The 16,930-nt window shown below is 46.3% G+C and carries 17 protein-coding genes, 1 other RNA gene and 1 pseudogene; 17 read left to right on the forward strand and 2 right to left on the reverse strand.

The genetic code is table 11. The features are described 5' to 3' along the window. The first annotated feature begins 15 nt into the window (after positions 1–15). The 4 genes from ICN43_RS06305 to ICN43_RS06315 all read left to right on the forward strand — a co-directional run bounded on the left by ICN43_RS06305 (position 16) and on the right by ICN43_RS06315 (position 2,699). The gene (locus ICN43_RS06305) at positions 16–513 is read left to right on the forward strand and encodes a LexA family transcriptional regulator (RefSeq protein WP_216197892.1); all 498 of its coding nucleotides are present in this window, start codon (positions 16–18) and stop codon (positions 511–513) included. After that, a complete protein-coding gene (locus ICN43_RS06310) occupies positions 510–1,811 on the forward strand; it encodes a Y-family DNA polymerase (protein WP_216197894.1) in 1,302 nt (433 codons plus the stop codon). Before ICN43_RS06305 ends, ICN43_RS06310 begins: the two co-directional genes overlap by 4 nt. A gap of 58 nt (positions 1,812–1,869) precedes the next feature. Beyond that, complete coding sequence (locus tag ICN43_RS11175; RefSeq protein WP_255533445.1) at positions 1,870–2,001, forward strand: hypothetical protein; 132 nt, start codon at positions 1,870–1,872, stop codon at positions 1,999–2,001. Positions 2,002–2,138: 137 nt separating this feature from the next. Further along, entirely contained in the window at positions 2,139–2,699 is a 561-nt protein-coding gene (locus tag ICN43_RS06315; protein WP_255533446.1) for a TIGR00645 family protein, read from the forward strand. A gap of 4 nt (positions 2,700–2,703) precedes the next feature. Here ICN43_RS06315 and ICN43_RS06320 read toward each other — a convergent pair whose 3' ends face one another. Both ICN43_RS06320 and ffs read right to left on the reverse strand, forming a co-directional pair. Next, positions 2,704–3,390 (reverse strand): putative quorum-sensing-regulated virulence factor, encoded by a 687-nt coding sequence (locus ICN43_RS06320; RefSeq protein WP_255533447.1) that lies wholly within the window; start codon positions 3,388–3,390, stop codon positions 2,704–2,706. A gap of 18 nt (positions 3,391–3,408) precedes the next feature. Next, an RNA gene (gene ffs / locus ICN43_RS06325) (signal recognition particle sRNA small type) lies at positions 3,409–3,506 on the reverse strand. Between the two features lie 32 nt (positions 3,507–3,538). Here ffs and dnaX point away from each other — a divergent pair. From dnaX to ICN43_RS06390, 13 genes and pseudogenes are all read left to right on the forward strand, one after another. Then, positions 3,539–5,179 (forward strand): DNA polymerase III subunit gamma/tau, encoded by a 1,641-nt coding sequence (dnaX, locus tag ICN43_RS06330; protein WP_216197896.1) that lies wholly within the window; start codon positions 3,539–3,541, stop codon positions 5,177–5,179. A 54-nt stretch (positions 5,180–5,233) separates the two neighbouring features. Next, positions 5,234–5,557 carry a YbaB/EbfC family nucleoid-associated protein gene (locus tag ICN43_RS06335; protein ID WP_046330302.1) on the forward strand — a complete coding sequence of 108 codons (324 nt, stop codon included), beginning with the start codon at positions 5,234–5,236 and terminating at the stop codon, positions 5,555–5,557. After that, the gene (gene recR / locus ICN43_RS06340) at positions 5,557–6,171 is read left to right on the forward strand and encodes a recombination mediator RecR (RefSeq protein ID WP_216197898.1); all 615 of its coding nucleotides are present in this window, start codon (positions 5,557–5,559) and stop codon (positions 6,169–6,171) included. The genes ICN43_RS06335 and recR overlap by 1 nt, the downstream gene beginning before the upstream one ends. A 161-nt stretch (positions 6,172–6,332) precedes the next feature. Beyond that, positions 6,333–6,557 carry a CopG family transcriptional regulator gene (locus ICN43_RS06345; protein ID WP_216197900.1) on the forward strand — a complete coding sequence of 75 codons (225 nt, stop codon included), beginning with the start codon at positions 6,333–6,335 and terminating at the stop codon, positions 6,555–6,557. Next, positions 6,541–6,810, forward strand: coding sequence for a type II toxin-antitoxin system RelE/ParE family toxin (locus tag ICN43_RS06350; RefSeq protein WP_216197902.1), 270 nt, complete (start codon positions 6,541–6,543; stop codon positions 6,808–6,810). Before ICN43_RS06345 ends, ICN43_RS06350 begins: the two co-directional genes overlap by 17 nt. Further along, on the forward strand, positions 6,810–7,007 hold the full coding sequence (locus tag ICN43_RS06355) for a ParD-like family protein (protein WP_255533448.1): 198 nt from the start codon (positions 6,810–6,812) through the stop codon (positions 7,005–7,007). The genes ICN43_RS06350 and ICN43_RS06355 overlap by 1 nt, the downstream gene beginning before the upstream one ends. Positions 7,008–7,175: 168 nt before the next feature. Continuing rightward, the gene (locus ICN43_RS06360) at positions 7,176–8,594 is read left to right on the forward strand and encodes a carbohydrate porin (RefSeq protein ID WP_216197906.1); all 1,419 of its coding nucleotides are present in this window, start codon (positions 7,176–7,178) and stop codon (positions 8,592–8,594) included. Between the two features lie 176 nt (positions 8,595–8,770). Beyond that, a complete protein-coding gene (locus ICN43_RS06365; RefSeq protein WP_255533449.1) occupies positions 8,771–10,297 on the forward strand; it encodes a TolC family protein in 1,527 nt (508 codons plus the stop codon). A 6-nt stretch (positions 10,298–10,303) separates the two neighbouring features. Next, positions 10,304–11,578 carry an efflux RND transporter periplasmic adaptor subunit gene (locus tag ICN43_RS06370; protein WP_370623163.1) on the forward strand — a complete coding sequence of 425 codons (1,275 nt, stop codon included), beginning with the start codon at positions 10,304–10,306 and terminating at the stop codon, positions 11,576–11,578. Further along, positions 11,579–14,656 (forward strand): CusA/CzcA family heavy metal efflux RND transporter, encoded by a 3,078-nt coding sequence (locus ICN43_RS06375; protein WP_216197908.1) that lies wholly within the window; start codon positions 11,579–11,581, stop codon positions 14,654–14,656. Between the two features lie 25 nt (positions 14,657–14,681). Continuing rightward, on the forward strand, positions 14,682–15,476 hold the full coding sequence (surE, locus tag ICN43_RS06380; RefSeq protein WP_216197911.1) for a 5'/3'-nucleotidase SurE: 795 nt from the start codon (positions 14,682–14,684) through the stop codon (positions 15,474–15,476). A 29-nt stretch (positions 15,477–15,505) separates the two neighbouring features. Continuing rightward, positions 15,506–16,129 (forward strand): annotated as a pseudogene (locus ICN43_RS06385) (protein-L-isoaspartate(D-aspartate) O-methyltransferase); the annotation flags it as partial. A gap of 8 nt (positions 16,130–16,137) precedes the next feature. Next, entirely contained in the window at positions 16,138–16,920 is a 783-nt protein-coding gene (locus tag ICN43_RS06390) for a peptidoglycan DD-metalloendopeptidase family protein (protein WP_216197915.1), read from the forward strand. Positions 16,921–16,930: the final 10 nt, after the last annotated feature.

Raw genomic sequence — 16,930 nt, forward strand, 5'->3', positions numbered from 1 at the left:
AGTATATTAGAACCCATGGCACTTATCGCACTTCCACAAAGCTCCTCAGAAAGCACGCTGACCCAGACTCCACAAGCCTTGGCGGCAAATGGCGTCTATGAGTTCAAACTCCTGAGTCATCGCATTTCAGCGGGATTTCCGAGCCCAGCAGCGGATTATGCCGAGGAAGGTCTCGATTTAAACCACTATTTAGTCCAAAACAAGCCGGCCACCTTCATGTTCACTGTCAAAGGCGATTCAATGATGGGCGCGGGTATTTGTGACGGCGATAAGGTGGTGGTGGATAAAGCCCTCAAGCCAAAACATAAAGACATCGTGGTTGCCGTAGTGGATGACGAGTACACCATCAAGCGCCTCTATCAGTTGCGCGGCAAAACTGAGCTTCAGCCAGAGAACCCCAATTACGAGCCCATTACCTTTAACGAGAATAGTGAACTCCAAATCTGGGGTGTGGTCGTTGGGGTAGTGCGTAAGTACAGCCACGCTAGCACCAGAAACAGAAGATCCGCATGAACCAAGCCGGCCAAACGAATCAACTCTTCGCACTCGTTGATGTGAACAACTTCTATGTCTCTTGCGAGCGCGTATTTGCGCCCAAGCTAGAAGATGTCCCCATGGTAGTTCTATCGAATAACGATGGTTGTGCCGTAGCGCGTAGTGCTGAAGTCAAAGCGCTAGGTGTGAAGATGGGTACACCCTGGTTTCAGATGAAGGATTTGGCTAAGGAGCACGGTATCCAGGCCTATTCTTCAAACTACACCTTGTATGGCGATATGAGTGGCAGGGTAGTGGAAATCTTAAGAAAGTTCACGCCCAATTTAGAGGTCTACAGTATTGATGAGAGCTTTCTGCAAATCGAGACAGTGCTCAAGCAATACGCTGACCCTACTAGTCTGGGTCAAATCATCAAGCAAGATGTTAAAGACACCACAGGCTTGCCTGTATGTGTTGGCATTGGAGCAAGTAAGACGCTCGCTAAGTTGGCCAATCACTTGGCTAAAAAGAATCCCCAGTTTGCTGGTGTGTGTGACATTAGCTCCATGCCAAAAGCAATGCTCTATCAGTGGATGGCAGAGACAGCGGTAGGTGAGGTGTGGGGTATTGGCTGCAAGACTGCTAAGAAGCTTAAAGAACTGAAGATCAACAGCGTATTTGATTTGGTGCAAGTATCACCACAAGCCATGCGGCAACAGTTTGGCGTTGTGATTGAGCGCATTTGCTACGAGTTGCGTGGCGTATCTTGCTTGCAATTGGAAGAAGTGGCTCCAGCTAAACAGCAAATCATTTCTTCCAGAAGTTTTGGTAAACCTGTGACCTCAATAGAGGAGTTGGCTGAGTCTGTGGCTACCCATGCTGCAAGAGGCGCCGAGAAACTTAGAAGCCAAAAATCCGTTACGGGCGCGCTCACCATCTTTGTGCAAACCAATCCACATAAACCATTTGAGCCACAACACCATCAAAGCATCACAGTAGTCCTGAGTGATCCTAGTGATAACACCTTAACGCTCACTAGTGCTGGATTAAAAGGACTAAAGCAAATCTACAAAGCCGGCTTTAAGTACAAGAAGGCAGGCGTCATTTTTAATCTCTTGGCCGATAAACCCACCATGCAGCAATCCCTATTTGATGACATGGAAGTCAAAGGTAAATCGGCTGGACTCATGAAAGCCATGGACTCAATTAACAGCCGCTTTGGTAATGCCGCCATCAAAACCGCAGCATCTGGTACTAAGCAGGACTGGAAGATGCGATCGGGCAACAAGTCACCGAACTACACCACACAGTGGGATGAATTACCTGTAGCACGATAAATAAGCAATTAACTAATTAAGTAACGAAGTAAGTAAACAGTAAATAAGGAGAAATCAAATGGAACTATTAAATAACTTCAACGGCATCTCACTCGCAATCATCATGATTTTGTCTTACTGCGCAGTGTTGAAAAATACGAAGCGTAATGAGCGTAGCAAGACCCAAGTATTTAGCCGCAAGTATCAGTAAGAAAAAACAGAATAAGCAGCAGCTGCCTAGAAGGGGAATAAGGAAATCACGGATTCCTTATTTCCTAGTAAAGGCGATAGTCATCGGAATTCCCCTACGCCAGATAGGTGTAATGTGAATATAAAAATGTCATAAATATGGATAAAATCCCTTATATGATCGATGACAAGCAAACCTATATAGATAAAAAGTTACGTCCACTGCCACGCTGGATATTTATGTCCCGCTGGTTGCAGGCACCACTCTATATCGGCCTGATTGTTGCCCAAGGTGTTTATGTTTGGCAGTTCTGGTTAGAGCTGGTTCACCTTATTACGATGATGGCAGATAAGTCTATGACTGAAACTGCCCTCATGTTGGTCGTGTTGGGATTAATCGACGTAGTAATGATCTCCAACCTGTTGGTCATGGTTATTGTGGGTGGATGGGAAACCTTTGTCTCACGCCTAGAGCTAGAGAATCATCCAGATCAACCCGAGTGGCTATCTCATGTAAATGCAGGCGTACTAAAAGTAAAGCTCGCAACCGCCATCATTGGTATCTCATCGATTCATTTGCTCAAGACTTTCATCAATGCATCCTCCTATGATGAAAAGACCTTGCTGTGGCAAACCTTAATCCACGTCACCTTTGTGCTTTCAGCAGTTGCGATTGCCTATACAGAGAAACTAGTGTCCTCGGCACACAAGCAGCATTAAAAACTTAAGCCTGTAAGGCCTTGCGAAGGTATTCAGAGACATTGTCCTGACGCAGCATCCATTGCTTGTAATCAGATGGTACCTGGCTAATCAACTCACCCTTGTGCTTGCCAAAAGGCATGATTGTCGGAATGCGGGATTTCTCAGACATTTCCCATAAAGCATCCAGTGAAGAAGGCTTAAGCTTCTCAATGATCTGTACCAGAATCTTGGAGCAGATCCACACATCCGCTAATGCACTATGGGCATTTCGTAATTGCTCACGAGCAGTTGCACGTTCAAAGTGATAGAGCAGGGCACTTTGAGTATGGCTATCTAAGTCAGGCCAAAGGCTGCGGGATAGTGCAAGGGTGCAAATACGTTTGACCTCTGGCTTGCCAATAGCCTCCCAATCAAAATCCACGCTGTGACCAATGATGTACTTCGTGCCAGCAGGCAGTCTAAAGGAGCTACTAGCAGGGCAGTTGACCAACTCTTCATCCATGATGTGGTGAGTAGCTAGAGCGCCTAAGCTAATCGGTTTGCCAGGGTTGTAACGCTGCACCCAAGGATTGCCAACGGCTAGAGGATTTATGGAAGTGACATCCAAATGAGCAGCTTCAATGATGACGGCATCGTTCTTATCGGTTGCTTCTACATCAAAAATAATGGCTTGGGTCATGAGGGTTTCTCTAGGTAAGGGGGTGGCCATGTAGACAGCTTGGGGAAGGTGGACGAGCCCGACCCCCGGCACTGACAGAATTGGGTTTGGCTGCTTCGTTCCCGACCTGACCAGGTTATCCAAACCGCCATGCGAGGAGGCCCGTCCAATTCCATTTTAGCTTGTTAGAATGTAATACATGACAGCATTGGCTTTAGCCCGTTCGTGGCGCCCTAAAACTTTCTCCCAATTGGTAGGACAAGACCATGTGGTTAAGGCCTTAACCCATGCCTTAGACCAGGGTCGACTCCACCACGCTTGGCTCTTTACGGGCACTCGCGGGGTCGGAAAGACCACAATCGCCCGAATTATGGCCAAAGCTCTCAATTGCACTGGGGAGGACGGCCAGGGTCGCATGACCTCAGAACCTTGCGGCAAATGCCCAGCTTGCCTAGAAATCGATGCTGGACGATTTGTCGACTATATAGAGATGGATGCTGCAAGTAATCGCGGGGTAGACGATATTGCTGCTCTATTGGAGAAGGCGGCCTACGCCCCAAGCAATGCACGTTACAAGGTCTACATGATTGATGAGGTGCATATGCTCACCAATCATGCTTTTAATGCCATGCTCAAAACGCTCGAAGAGCCGCCTGAACATGTGAAGTTCATACTTGCAACTACGGATCCCCAAAAGATCCCAGTCACCATTCTGTCCCGTTGCCTACAGTTCAATCTCAAGCAAATGCCAGTACCGCTCATCGTGGAGCATTTAGAAAAAGTACTCGCCGCAGAAAAAGTGGATTGCGAAACCAATGCCCTTCGAGTTTTGGCTAAAGCGGCACAAGGCTCCATGCGCGATGCCTTATCGCTAACTGATCAAGCCATCGCATATGCCGCTGGCAAAGTATCTGAAGAAGCCGTACGCGGCATGCTCGGCACCTTAGATGATGCTTATCTCATCAGAATTCTGGATTCACTGATAGCTAAAGATGGTGCAACATTATTAGCCATTGCCAATGAGATGGGTGAGCGCAGTATGTCTTTCTCATTAGCGCTGGCTGATCTATCTAGCCTGATTCAAAAAATCGCAGCTGCACAAATTGTTCCTGACTCAGTATTAGAAGACTGGCCAGAAGCAGCAGAGATTCGTCGCTTGGCTAGTGCACTGACAAAAGAAGAGGCGCAACTCTTCTATCAAATTAGCATCACCAGCCGTCCGGATCTATCACTAGCACCAGATGAGCAAACTGGCTTTGCTATGACACTCTTGCGTATGCTGGCCTTTCGTCCGGGAGGCGAAGCTCCAGGCAGGGTAGGAAATTCGACGCCTCCAGTAGTAAGCACCCCAAGACCGGTTTCACCAGCAAACCAAACTGCTGCTCCAGTTAGAGCTGCGCCTGCTGCATCTACTCCCACACCAGTAGCTAAGCCTGCTGCATCAGCCTCCAGCGCAGATCGTCCGGACTGGCATACCTTGATGCGCCAGTTGCCTGTTAAGGGTTTGGTACAGCAGTTAGCATTTCAGACAGAATTACAAGATTGGGAAGATTCACCGGCAGGCGTGCGCGCAACGGTTGTGACACCCATGCCCCAGCTCGCATCTGATGCTTCTGTTGGTCGTCTTGCGGATGCGCTGTCTGCACACTTTGCTAAGCCGATCAAAGTGATTATTGAGAAGGGTGAAGTTGAAGGTAAGACGGTCGCTAAAGTCGATGCCCAGATTCATCAAGAGAAAAGACAGAATGCAGAGCAGATGATTGCGCAAGATCCATTTATTCAGCAATTAGAAAAAGAGTTTGGAGCCAAGGTAGTCGGTGGCTCCGTGAAACCTCTTTAATTGAGTTTCATATTCATAGATAGATCTAAGACAAATAAACAAAGGAAATAAGCGATGATGAAAGGTGGCCTTGCTGGTTTGATGAAACAAGCCCAGCAGATGCAAGAGAAGATGAAAGTAGCGCAAGAGCAATTGGCTGCGCTAGAAGTCACTGGCCAAGCTGCTGGTGGTTTAGTGAAAGTCACCATCTCTGGCAAACATGAAATGAAGCGTGTGCAGATCGATCCAGGCGCAATGGATGATCGCGAAATGCTCGAAGACTTACTGGTTACTGCCTACACAGAAGCATTCAAACAAGTAGAAGCTGCTAGCTCACAAGTGATGTCTGGTGCTACTGCGGGTATGCCAATGCCTCCTGGATTTAAGTTACCGTTTTAATGGCTCGTCAAGAAGCTCCGCAAGATGCCCTTGGTCGATTGATCGAGGCATTACGCGTATTGCCTGGAGTAGGACCAAAGTCAGCACAACGCATGGCTTTTTATCTACTGCAGCATGATCGCAATGGAGCAGCAGTTTTAGCTCAATCATTAGGTGAGGCTGTGGAGACAGTAGGGCACTGCACCCGCTGCAATACTTTCTCGGAAACTCAAATCTGCGTTACTTGTAATGATGATCGTCGTGATCCATCATTACTGTGCATTGTAGAAACACCAGCTGATCAAGTCATGGTCGAGCAGACCTTGAGCTTCAAAGGCAATTACTTTGTATTAATGGGTCGCATCTCACCACTCGATGGTATGGGTCCCAATGAAATTCATTTCGATCGATTGCTTAATCGCATTGAAGCCCCAGATACTGGAGTGCCAGTCAGGGAGGTTGTATTAGCAACGAATTTCACGAGTGAAGGTGAGGCTACAGCCCACTACATTGGTGAGGTACTTAAATCCAAAGGCATCAAAGTCACCAGAATTGCCAGAGGTATTCCGGTAGGTGGTGAGTTGGAATATGTGGATGCAGGCACCTTGGCCAGAGCGCTGATGGATCGTCGCTAAGTAAAGTGGTTTTCTAAAAACCCTTTTGTTTTTGGCGTTGATTGACATGCACCTTTTTAATAAAATCTCAGCTCACCCCTTTTAACTAATGTTGTCCTTGCTGTGCCCCCTATAAATTCGTCATAATTGCTATACTTGTATAGCAAAGACTAGGAGGTCATATGTTGGCAATACGATTACCCAAGGAAATTGAATTGAGACTTGATTTTTTGGCCAAGGCGACCGGAAGAACAAAAACCTTCTATGCCCGCGAAGCAATTCTGGCTTATCTAGAAGATTTGGAAGATGTATATCTAGCGGATAAGAGTATGAAAGCCTTAAAAAGTGGCAAAGTAAAAGCTATTCCATTGGATCAAGTGGAGCGAAATCTTGGTTTGGCAGATTGAGTTTGCCCCATCAGCACAAAAACAATTAAGAAAATTTGATCCTAAAGTAGCTAAAAGAATTATTGGGTTTTGCAGAGAGAGGCTTGCCGTTCAGGCTGACCCCAGAATTCTTGGTGAAGCTTTAAAGGGAACTGAGTATGGGGGCTACTGGCGCTATCGGGTCGGTGATTATCGGATCATTACCTCTATTAAAGATAAAGAGATCAGCATTCTCGTCTTGAGTGTTGGTGATCGAAAGCACATATACAAATAATGCCCAAAGTGATTAGGTTGTCTCAGAATCTAGTAATGCAAGCTTGGGAAGTTGGTAGGCTTGCTGGAAGTTTCCCATCTCAACAAATTGAGTATTGGGTTCATTTGGGAAAAATTGCGGAAGACCATTCCGAATTATCCGTTCCAAAGTTGTTTGACATCCTGAATGCCCAGTCTCTGGAGCCTAATCGTCACTAATTCGACATAAATTCTAGGTAAACTAGTCCTTTTTAGGGATAATTTGGCCAGCACCCCTGTTGAGCTTCAATCTCACTCCGTGCCTATCCGAGCTGTCTTGTTTTTACCCCGGTAGATCTGGTCCTTACGTTTTCATTGGCCATTGATGCTAAGCATGATGAAGTTTTAATGATCCATAAATCCTATGTTTTCTTATTGAGCTTGCTTGCTGCCTTTTACAGCACGACTGCGCTCGCTCAGAAGGCGGGTTCGGGATCAGATCAAATCGCAACTTTTGCCGCTCCCATTGATGGTGTTCCAACAGAAGGAACGCTCTTTGGCTTGCCAGTGAATATTCATGGGCAAACGACTTACGTTAATCAGCGTTACAACAATTTCACCTCATCCTATTCTGGTCAGAATAGTTTGAATGCTCAAAACTCCATGAGCTATACCTGGTCCGGCACTTTATTCTTTGGTGCGCGCATTGCACCGAATACGGATATCTATTTCAATCCTGAAGTTATTTCTGGAGTGCCCTTTTCTGGCTTAGTGGGCTTGGGTGGTTTTACCAACGGCGAAGGTAGTAAAGCGACAGGCGCACAAGCCAAGTTTTATTCTGCCCGCGCTTTTGCTCGCCATACCATCAATCAAGAAGGTAGCAAACTTGTTCTTGAGGATGAGGCCAATCAAATTACCCAAACGGTCAGCAGTAATCGTGTTGTGTTGACTGGCGGTCAGTTTTCTACGCTAGATATCTTTGATGACAGCCGTTATGCCAAAGACCCTCGTATTCAGTTTATGAACTGGGGCAATATGACCTATCTCGCATACGACTATGCAGCCGATGCGAGAGGCTATAGCTGGGGCTTGGCAGGAGAATGGTATCTCGATAATTGGGTCATGCGAGCCTCGAGAATGCTAGCCCCTAAATCACCAAATGGTCGTGACCTTAATTGGCAAATCTTCAATACCTATGGCGATCAAGTGGAGGTAGAGCGTCAACATAATATCGCTAATCTTCCTGGCAAGGTCAGCGTTTTGGCGTATCGCAACAAGATGATGCTGGCGCGGTTCTCTGATGCGACTAATTACATTGATCAAGATCCTAATGCTCGCCAAGGCACTCAAGCAATCAACAATGTCCGCAACAATATGCAGATCAAAACTGGTATTGGTTTACATGGAGAGCAAGCTTTAACAAAAGACCTCGGCATCTATGCTCGCGCCTTTACATCAGATGGCCATACTGAAACCATGTCGTTTACTGAGGCGGACAATTCCATCTCGGTTGGTATGGGCATGAACGGTACAAGTTGGAAGCGCCCAAAAGACAGCGTTGGTATCTCGATGATGCAAAACGGTTTATCAAGCTATCGCCTTAGCTATCTCCAAGCGGGAGGTGTGTCCTATTTCATTGGCGACTACGCTAGCCCAAGTCAGACGATTTCGTATTCACCGGAGCGGATCGGCGAGATCTATTACAACGCTACCGTAATTAAGAATGTTTTAGCGGGTTTGAATTTCCAGCACATCATTAATCCGGCCTATAACGCTGCTCGTGGACCGGTCAATATCCTGTCTTTCAGGATCCATGCTGAGTTCTAGGGATTTCACTTAGAAATAATTTAATTATTATCTTTAGAATCAATGGCTTATGAAACTCCAATAAGTAGACTTTTGGAATTTGTCACCTATAATCTTTAAAACCCCCTTACCAATGCAGGTAATTCTGCATCTGGGGCTATAAAAACAGCATTATTAGAGATTTAGAGGCAGCCGATTTGATTTACGGCCATGAAAAAAAGAGCCAATTTATTGATGTCAGAACAACCCCATTCAGCTGGGTTGCTTATCTAATCGCCCCATTATTTCTGATAAGCCCGGTTATTGCTCAAACATCGCCCGCTAATCCCGCCATAACTGCGAGCGTAACAGTCCAGACAAATGAATCCAAGGATGCTCTATCAACACCGCCGTTGGGGAGCACTCCTGCAAATGCCGCGCCACTATTTGGGCCAGTAACTCAAAGTAATACACCGAAGATCTATACAAAAGGTGTTCAATCAGGCCCCGCGGAAATGGATTTACGGCAGCTTTGGAATGAACTCAAACTGAACAACCCTCAGCTGTCTTCATTGCGCGAGTCCTATTTATCCGCCAAGGCAACTGTGCCGCAGATCAATGCTCCAGCTAATCCGCAAGTAGGCCTCGTGTGGTCAGGCATGCCATCAAATTCACCATTTGCTTTGGGTGGGGCAAACGCACCTAATCCACCCCAGTATCCTAATGGCATCAGTAGTAATAACTCAATTTCTATTGCGCAGCCGTTTCAGTTTCCGGGTAAGAAGAGTTTGGCCTCCGACATTGCCAATACCAATGCTGAAGCACTATTGGCTCAAAGTGAATCTATCTATTTACAGCTCGGTGCCCAACTATCCACTTTGTATTACACCGCTTTAGCATCGCAAAAGCAGTTACAGGTACTGAAAGAGTCGGCAATGCGCTTGGAGATGATTAAGAATGTAGCAAAAGCGCGCTACTCAAATAATTCTGCAGCTTATGTTGAATATCTCAATGCGCAAGTAGCACAAAGCGCAGCACAAGCCGATCAATTTAATGTTGAGCGTCAGCTTTCAGTCGCCCTCAATAACATCAATACTTTAGTGGGTCGTCACTCGAGAGAAAAGCTAGTCTTGCGCGGTGATGTACGTCGTGCCATGAACAGTGTGCCTACTCTACTAGAGTTGGAAGATTATGCAGAAACTAGTCACCCCTCTTTGAAGAGCTCAACATTGCAGTTAGAGGCTGCCCGCAAGGGCGTAGATCTTGCCAAGAAAGCGTATTTGCCAGACTTTCAGGTCATTGGCTCCTCATTTACGCCGCGCGGTCCATTTTCAGCTAACAATGGAACGATGTTCTACCAGTTAGAGCTCGATCTCATCATTCCGCTGTATTTCTTTACCAAGGAAAAATATGGAGTTGAGCAGGCGCAACGAAATCAAGCGGCTGCAGAGGCGGGCAACATTTCTAATCGTCAACAAATTGTGTTGGCAGTCAATAGCGCCTATGCCACCTATGAGCAGGCAAAGAATCAAACTCAATTTTTAAAAGAGCGTCAAGTGCCTCAAGCAGATGCTGCTTATAAGGTTGGCCTGACTCAGTACTCTAATAATGGTCAGGGATTTAACGATCTACTGACAGCGCAAACACAATTGCGTAGTTTAGAAGTTCAATTGGCGCTAGCGGAGAGTAATCTGCTCCAAGCGCAAGCAATATTGCTAGTGACATCTGGCAAAGAACCTTTTTAAGGAGCAGTGTTGAAAGACAAAATTCTTTCTTTTTTAAAACAGCTTGCCGATAAGGTAAGACCTATCGCCGACAAGGTATTGCATTTTGGTGGCCATCATCTTCTGGTGGCCCTTGCCAGTGTTGCTGGTCTGTACTGGAATCTCAGCCCGCAAAATCGTCATCGAGTGCGTTTAGCCGCCTATGCTTTTACTATTTTATCGATGGGTATTGTTTTAGGCCGTATTACTATTGTGAATCGTATCGTCAAAATTGAAGCCTCTGATAAAGCATTGAAGGTAGAGAAGAGTGGCATCTTGGAGTTAAAGCTTCCGGGTATCAAGCTCAACCCAGAAATTTACATCTTCCAAACTGCTGAAAAAGTACAGGTACCAATCGATATCAAAGTTGCTGGTCGTCTGGCCTTTAATGCGGAAAAATCTAAAGTACTGTCTGCTCGTGCACCAGGACGGGTAGAGCATATTTATGCTTTTGAGGGTGCTGAGGTTAATGTCGGCTCTCCAGTAGTGGAGATCTACAGCCCAGAATTTGTTTCTGCTCAGCAAGAGTACTTGCTTTCTTCTAGAACTGCCAAGGTATTGGAGACCAGCAAAACGATGAGTGATCTTTTAGGTGATGCTCGCATTACTCAAGAGGCTGCCGCTAATCGCATTCGGAATCTGGGGGCTGGTGATGGGGATATTAAAGCGATTGAAGCTAATGGTAAGACCCAAGCCAATCTCATCATGCGCTCCCCATTAAAAGGGGTGCTAGTAAAGCGCAGTGTTGAGCCAGGCTCAGCCGTGAACTCAGGTGATGTGATTGCTACTTTGGCCGACCCAAAACAACTTTGGTTCTTAGGAAACGTATTTGAGCAGGATTTGCGTCTAGTCAAGCAAGGTCAAAAACTGACCTTACAAGTTGAGGCTTATCCCGATAAAGAATTTGTTGCCTATGCAAATTACCTAGCTCCAGCAATTGACTCTCAGACACGTGCCTTGCTGATTCGTGCAGAGATTGAGAATGCCGATAACCTCTTGCGTCCCGATATGTATGTTTCCGCTAAATTAACTACGGGGATGGCTGATGCCATCGTGGTTCCTCAAACGGCGGTAGTGCGTATTCGGGAAATACGCTATGTGATTATCAAAGTGGGCGCCGAGACATTTCGCCGCATACCAGTCAAAGGTTATGATCTCAATAGCAAAGCCTTCGCTATTACTGAGGGTGTAGAGTCAGGCTCTCGTATTCTTGCTGAAGGTGCCGTTCTATTAAACGACCGTTTTGCTAAGCAGGAAGATTAAGTGAGCGCATTTACCTCCTTTATTCGAGGCGTACTTGAGAAACGCGTACTGGTCATCGCGGGCTCGATTGTGCTACTCGGTTTGGGGATGTTTAGTCTTTCTAAGTTACCGATTCAGCCATATCCTGGTGTAGCGCCATTAACTATTCAGGCTATTTCTCAATGGCCCGGAAGAAGTACGACAGAGGTTGAGCAGCAGGTTACGATCCCGGTTGAAAATGCTTTAGCTGGAATTCCAGGTTTACAAGCTTTCCGCTCTGTTTCTTTATTTGGACTCTCTGTTGTTACGCTGAAATTTGATGACACAACAAACCCATTTCAAGCGCGTCAACGTTTTATTGCTAGCCTGTCAAATGTTAACTTTCCGCCTGGAGTGTTATCCAGTATTAGTCCAGATTCTGATGCAACAGGCGAGATCATGCGTTACGAGGTGAGGTCAGATTACGCCTCGTCTGCCCATCTAAAAACCTTGCAGAACTACGAGATCTATAAAGAACTCAAACAGACTCCGGGTGTTGCCGACGTTTCCTCTTTTGGCGGCAAGGTTCGTCAGTATCAGGTTATCGTTAGCCCGGAAAGTCTGCAGGCAAAGGGCGTCACAGTGCCTGAACTGGTTACTGCCTTAACCAATGCCAACAGCAATACCGGTGGCGGATTATTACCTAGCGGTGAGCAGCAGTTTGTGGTTCGAGGTGTTGGCCTACTCAGAAATATTGATGATATCAAGCGGGTAGTTATCTCCATTCATAATGGAGTCCCCATTCGCATTGGCGATGTTGCTCGGGTGGAGATTGGCAACGCGCCACGTTTGGGGATGTTCCAGTTCAATGACAATCCTGACTCTGTTGAAGGGATTGTCTATTTGCGTCGCGGCGAGAATGCTACTGAAGTATTGGCCCGAGTTCGCAATACCGTTGAGAATATTAACAAGCAAATATTGCCGCCCGGCATTGAAGTAAAGCCTTTCTATGATCGCCAAGTCTTGCTAGATATTACGATTGGTACGGTTAAACACACACTATTCTTCGGTATTTCTCTCGTTCTCGCAGTGCTCTTTTTCTTCTTGGGCAATTTGCGTGCTGCAGCGGTAGTGGCCGCAGTGATTCCATTGGCGCTCTGTGTATCGTTTATTCAGATGCACTTATGGAGTGTTCCGGCTAACTTGATTTCCCTAGGTGCGATTGACTTCGGTGTGATTGTCGACTCGGCAGTGATTCTGACGGAGAACGTCATGCGTCACTTGGAGCAGGGTGGTAAGCGACTTAACCAAAGCATTATCTTGGCAACAAGTGAAGTTCAGCGTGCCATGATCTACTCGACAGGCATCATTATTGTTGCCTATTCCCCATTATTTTTTATGGGTGGAGTAGAGGGCATTATTTTTAAGCCAATGGCATTCACGATGGGCTTTGCTTTAATTGCTGCCATGATTCTTAGCTTAACCTTCTTGCCAGCCATGATCTCGCTGGTATTTGGTGAGAACTTACAGCACAGACCGCCCGGCTTTATTACAAAACTTCTGAATGCTTACAAGCCTTTGCTCAGAAAGTGGATGGATCGTCCTTTAACTGTGGTTTCTGTTGCAGTGTTTGTCTTGGGATTGACATTGTTAAGTGTGACTCGCTTAGGAACGGCTTTCTTACCAACCTTGGAAGAAAATAATATTTGGCTACGAGTGACTTTACCTAATACGGTGGATTTAGATTATTCCGTTAAAGTGGCTAATCAGTTGCGCGAAACTTTCTTAAAGCAACCGGAGATTGAAAAAGTAGCTGCCCAAATTGGCCGTCCAGATGATGGTACCGACTCTACTGGTGTATTTAATCAAGAATATGGCCTCTATTTAAAGAGCCCAGATATGATGCCAAGCGGCTCTGGTAAGAAAGAGTTAATTAAGCGTCTTGAGCAAGAGCTCAATAAAGTTCCTGGAGTAACTTACAGCTTCTCGCAATACATTCAGGACAACGTCAATGAGGCGCTCTCTGGTGTAAAGGGTGAGAACTCGATCAAGATCTACGGGACTGATCTTGAGGTCCTGGATCAAAAAGCCATTGAAGTAATTGCACAACTGAAGAAAGTTCGCGGTGTTGCTGATGAGGGTATTCTGAAAGAACTGGGTCAGCCAACATTAAATATTCAAATTGATCGTGAACGCGCTGCTCGTTATGGTATTAATGTCAATGATATTCAGTCGGTTGTAGCTAATGCGATTGGTGGTGCGGCAGTGACCAATCTATTAGAGGATGAAAAAATCTTTGGTATTGCGGTACGCCTTAATGAGGGTAGCCGGAATGACGTTGCGGATATTGGTCGCTTATTAGTTGACTCTCTCAATGGTCCGGCAATTCCATTGTCTATGGTTGCCACTGTTCAGTTATCCGACGGACCATTCTTCATCTATCGTGAGGCTGGTAAGCGATATATTGCGATTAAGTTCAGTGTACGTAACCGTGATTTGGGCAGCGCTGTAGAAGACGCGCAATTCTTAGTTGGGAAAAATATAACTCTGCCGCCAAACTACTCAATCAGCTGGGATGGTCAGTTCAATCAAATGAAGCAGGCGCAGAAGAAATTGATGTTGATCGTGCCTTTAGCGCTTTTAGGTATTTTCTTACTACTCGTTAGTGCTTTTGGTAATTTCCGAGATGCGGTGATCGTCATGATCAACGTACCATTTGCGGCGATTGGTGGCGTGATTGCCTTGCATCTGGCGGGAGAGACTTTGAGTATTTCCGCCTTCTTCGGCTTCTTGTCGTTATTTGGTATTGCGATTCAGGATGGGGTGATTCTAATTTCCTTTATTAATAAGACTTCATCTACTGAGCATCACGAGATGAAGGATGCCATGGTAGAGGGTGCTTCATTGAGGGTTCGCCCGGTACTGATGACAGCCGCTCTCTCTGGGCTGGGTCTATTACCAGCTGCTTTATCCCATTCCATTGGCTCTGAGGCTCAACGTCCTCTAGCGCTAGTCATTGTGGGTGGCATGGTGACTACGACTATTTTGACTCTCTTAGTATTACCAGTAATATATGGATGGTTCAGAGGTAGATCATTACCTCAGGTGGCCAAAGCCTAGGACCCCTAAGAAAGTATTGATATTCATGAGTGAAGACACAAAGCAGCCACACATTCTGATCTCGAATGATGATGGCTATCTTGCACCTGGTCTTTTGGCTTTAGTAAACGCCATACGTCCATTAGGTCGAGTGACCGTGATTGCTCCTGAGCAAAATCATAGTGGCGCATCGAACTCATTAACACTCTCACGACCACTCTCGATTCATCGAGTAGCGGGTGGTGAGCGTGATGGATTTTTATTTATCAATGGCACCCCAACCGATTGTGTCCATATTGCGATGACTGGTTTCTTGGATGAAAAACCAGACCTAGTGATTTCAGGTATTAATCAAGGTGAGAATATGGGCGAAGATACTCTCTACTCGGGTACTGTGGCCGCTGCAGTTGAGGGAGTCATGTTTGGCGTTCCTGGCATTGCTTTCTCTCAAATTGATAAAGGCTGGAATCGGATTGAGGATGCTGCTAAAGCTGCTCACGATATTGTTGCGCAACTCCTGGTGTCTCAGTTGGTTCGTGCCGATGGCGCCGCTACTTTGCTGAATGTCAATATCCCTAACCGTCCTTATGCAGATCTCTATCGTTGGCGTGTAACTCGCCTTGGTAATCGCCACCATTCACAACCCGTGGTGATTCAGAAAAGTCCACGTGGTGATGATATTTATTGGATTGGTGCGGCAGGGGATGCAAAAGATAGTTCTGAAGGCACAGACTTTCATGCAATTGATGAGGGCTGTATCTCCATTACACCAATGCAATTAGATCTAACCCATCATGCGCGTTTGGCGGCGATGCGCGCTAATGGTTGGGACCGCGGTTGAGGCCAGCAGCAGAGCGTAATGCCGGTCATCGGCAAGCCTTGGCTGCGAAAGTCCTCGCCGCTGGGATCAAACACGGGAAAACATTGGAGGCCATTGCTACTGTTCCACGCCATGCGTTTATGGATGCTGGAATGCATCCGCAGGCCTACGAAGATACTGCTTTGCCAATCGGGCACTCGCAAACCATTTCAAAGCCATCAGTAGTCGCTCGTATGATTGAGCTTTTGCATAAGCCAAGACAAAAATTAGGAAAAGTACTAGAAATAGGTACTGGTTGTGGATATCAAGCCGCAGTTCTCAGTTTGTTATCCGATGAGGTGTATTCCATTGAGCGTATTCGGCCTCTGCACGATATGGCCAGAGAAAAGCTGCGCCCATTTCGCATTAAAAATCTGCGCCTTATCTATGGGGATGGCATCTTAGGCCTACCTCAGGCTGCCCCATTTGATGGGATTATTCTGGCGGCGGCAGGTTTGGGCATTCCAGATGCCTTATTGGATCAATTGGCTATTGGTGGGCGTTTAGTGGCTCCAGTCGCCAAAAATGAGAAAGAGCAGCAATTGATCATGGTTGAGCGAATGAGCTCCCAGCGCTATCAAAGAACCGTTCTGGACGAGGTCTTTTTTGTCCCCTTACAATCAGGGGTAGTATGAAAACGCCTATGAATATCCTATTCAAATATCTCCTATTGCTAGTTGCAATGGCATCTTTACTGCTCAACGTAGGTTGCTCAACAACTCCTAGGGCTAAGCCAGCGAATGTTGTAGATCGTAGTGGTGGTATTGGTGCTAGCAGTGTTAACAATAATGAGACCACTCCTCCTGGTTACTATCGCGTTAAACGTGGCGATACTTTGGCGCGGATTGGTTTAGATAGCGGTCAATCCCCGCGAGATTTGGCGCAGTGGAATAATTTATCGAATCCGAATTTAATTGAGGTGGGCGATCTCATTTTGGTGAAGCCTCCCGCTAACAGCAAAATGACTGTTAAACCAATTCCGAAGCCTGCTAGTGATGCCGCTAAAGCTGATGCACCAAAAGGGGATACTCCTAAAGCAGAGTCTGCAAAAGAAATTGTTGCAGAACCGGGTATTCGTTTGTCTTGGCCAGCTAAAGGTAAGGTCACCGAAGACTTCAGTGAAAAGACTAAGGGGATTGATATTGCTGGTAAGTTAGGCGAGCCTATTACCGCAGCATCAGATGGGAAGGTTGTTTACGCTGGCAATAGCTTGCGAGGTTACGGCAATCTCGTCATCATCAAGCACGACAATACTTACCTCACAGCCTATGCCCATAACCGTACACTTTCTGTAAAAGAGGGTGATGCGGTCAAGAAGGGGCAGAAGATTGCCGAGATGGGTGACACCGATACGAATTCGGTCAAACTCCACTTTGAACTACGTGTGAATGGCAAGCCAGTAAATCCAACGCCATATTTGCAGTAATCGCTTTAGA

The sequence above is a fragment of the Polynucleobacter sp. UK-Mo-2m-Kol15 genome, assembly GCF_018881505.1.
Classification (GTDB): Bacteria; Pseudomonadota; Gammaproteobacteria; order Burkholderiales; family Burkholderiaceae; genus Polynucleobacter.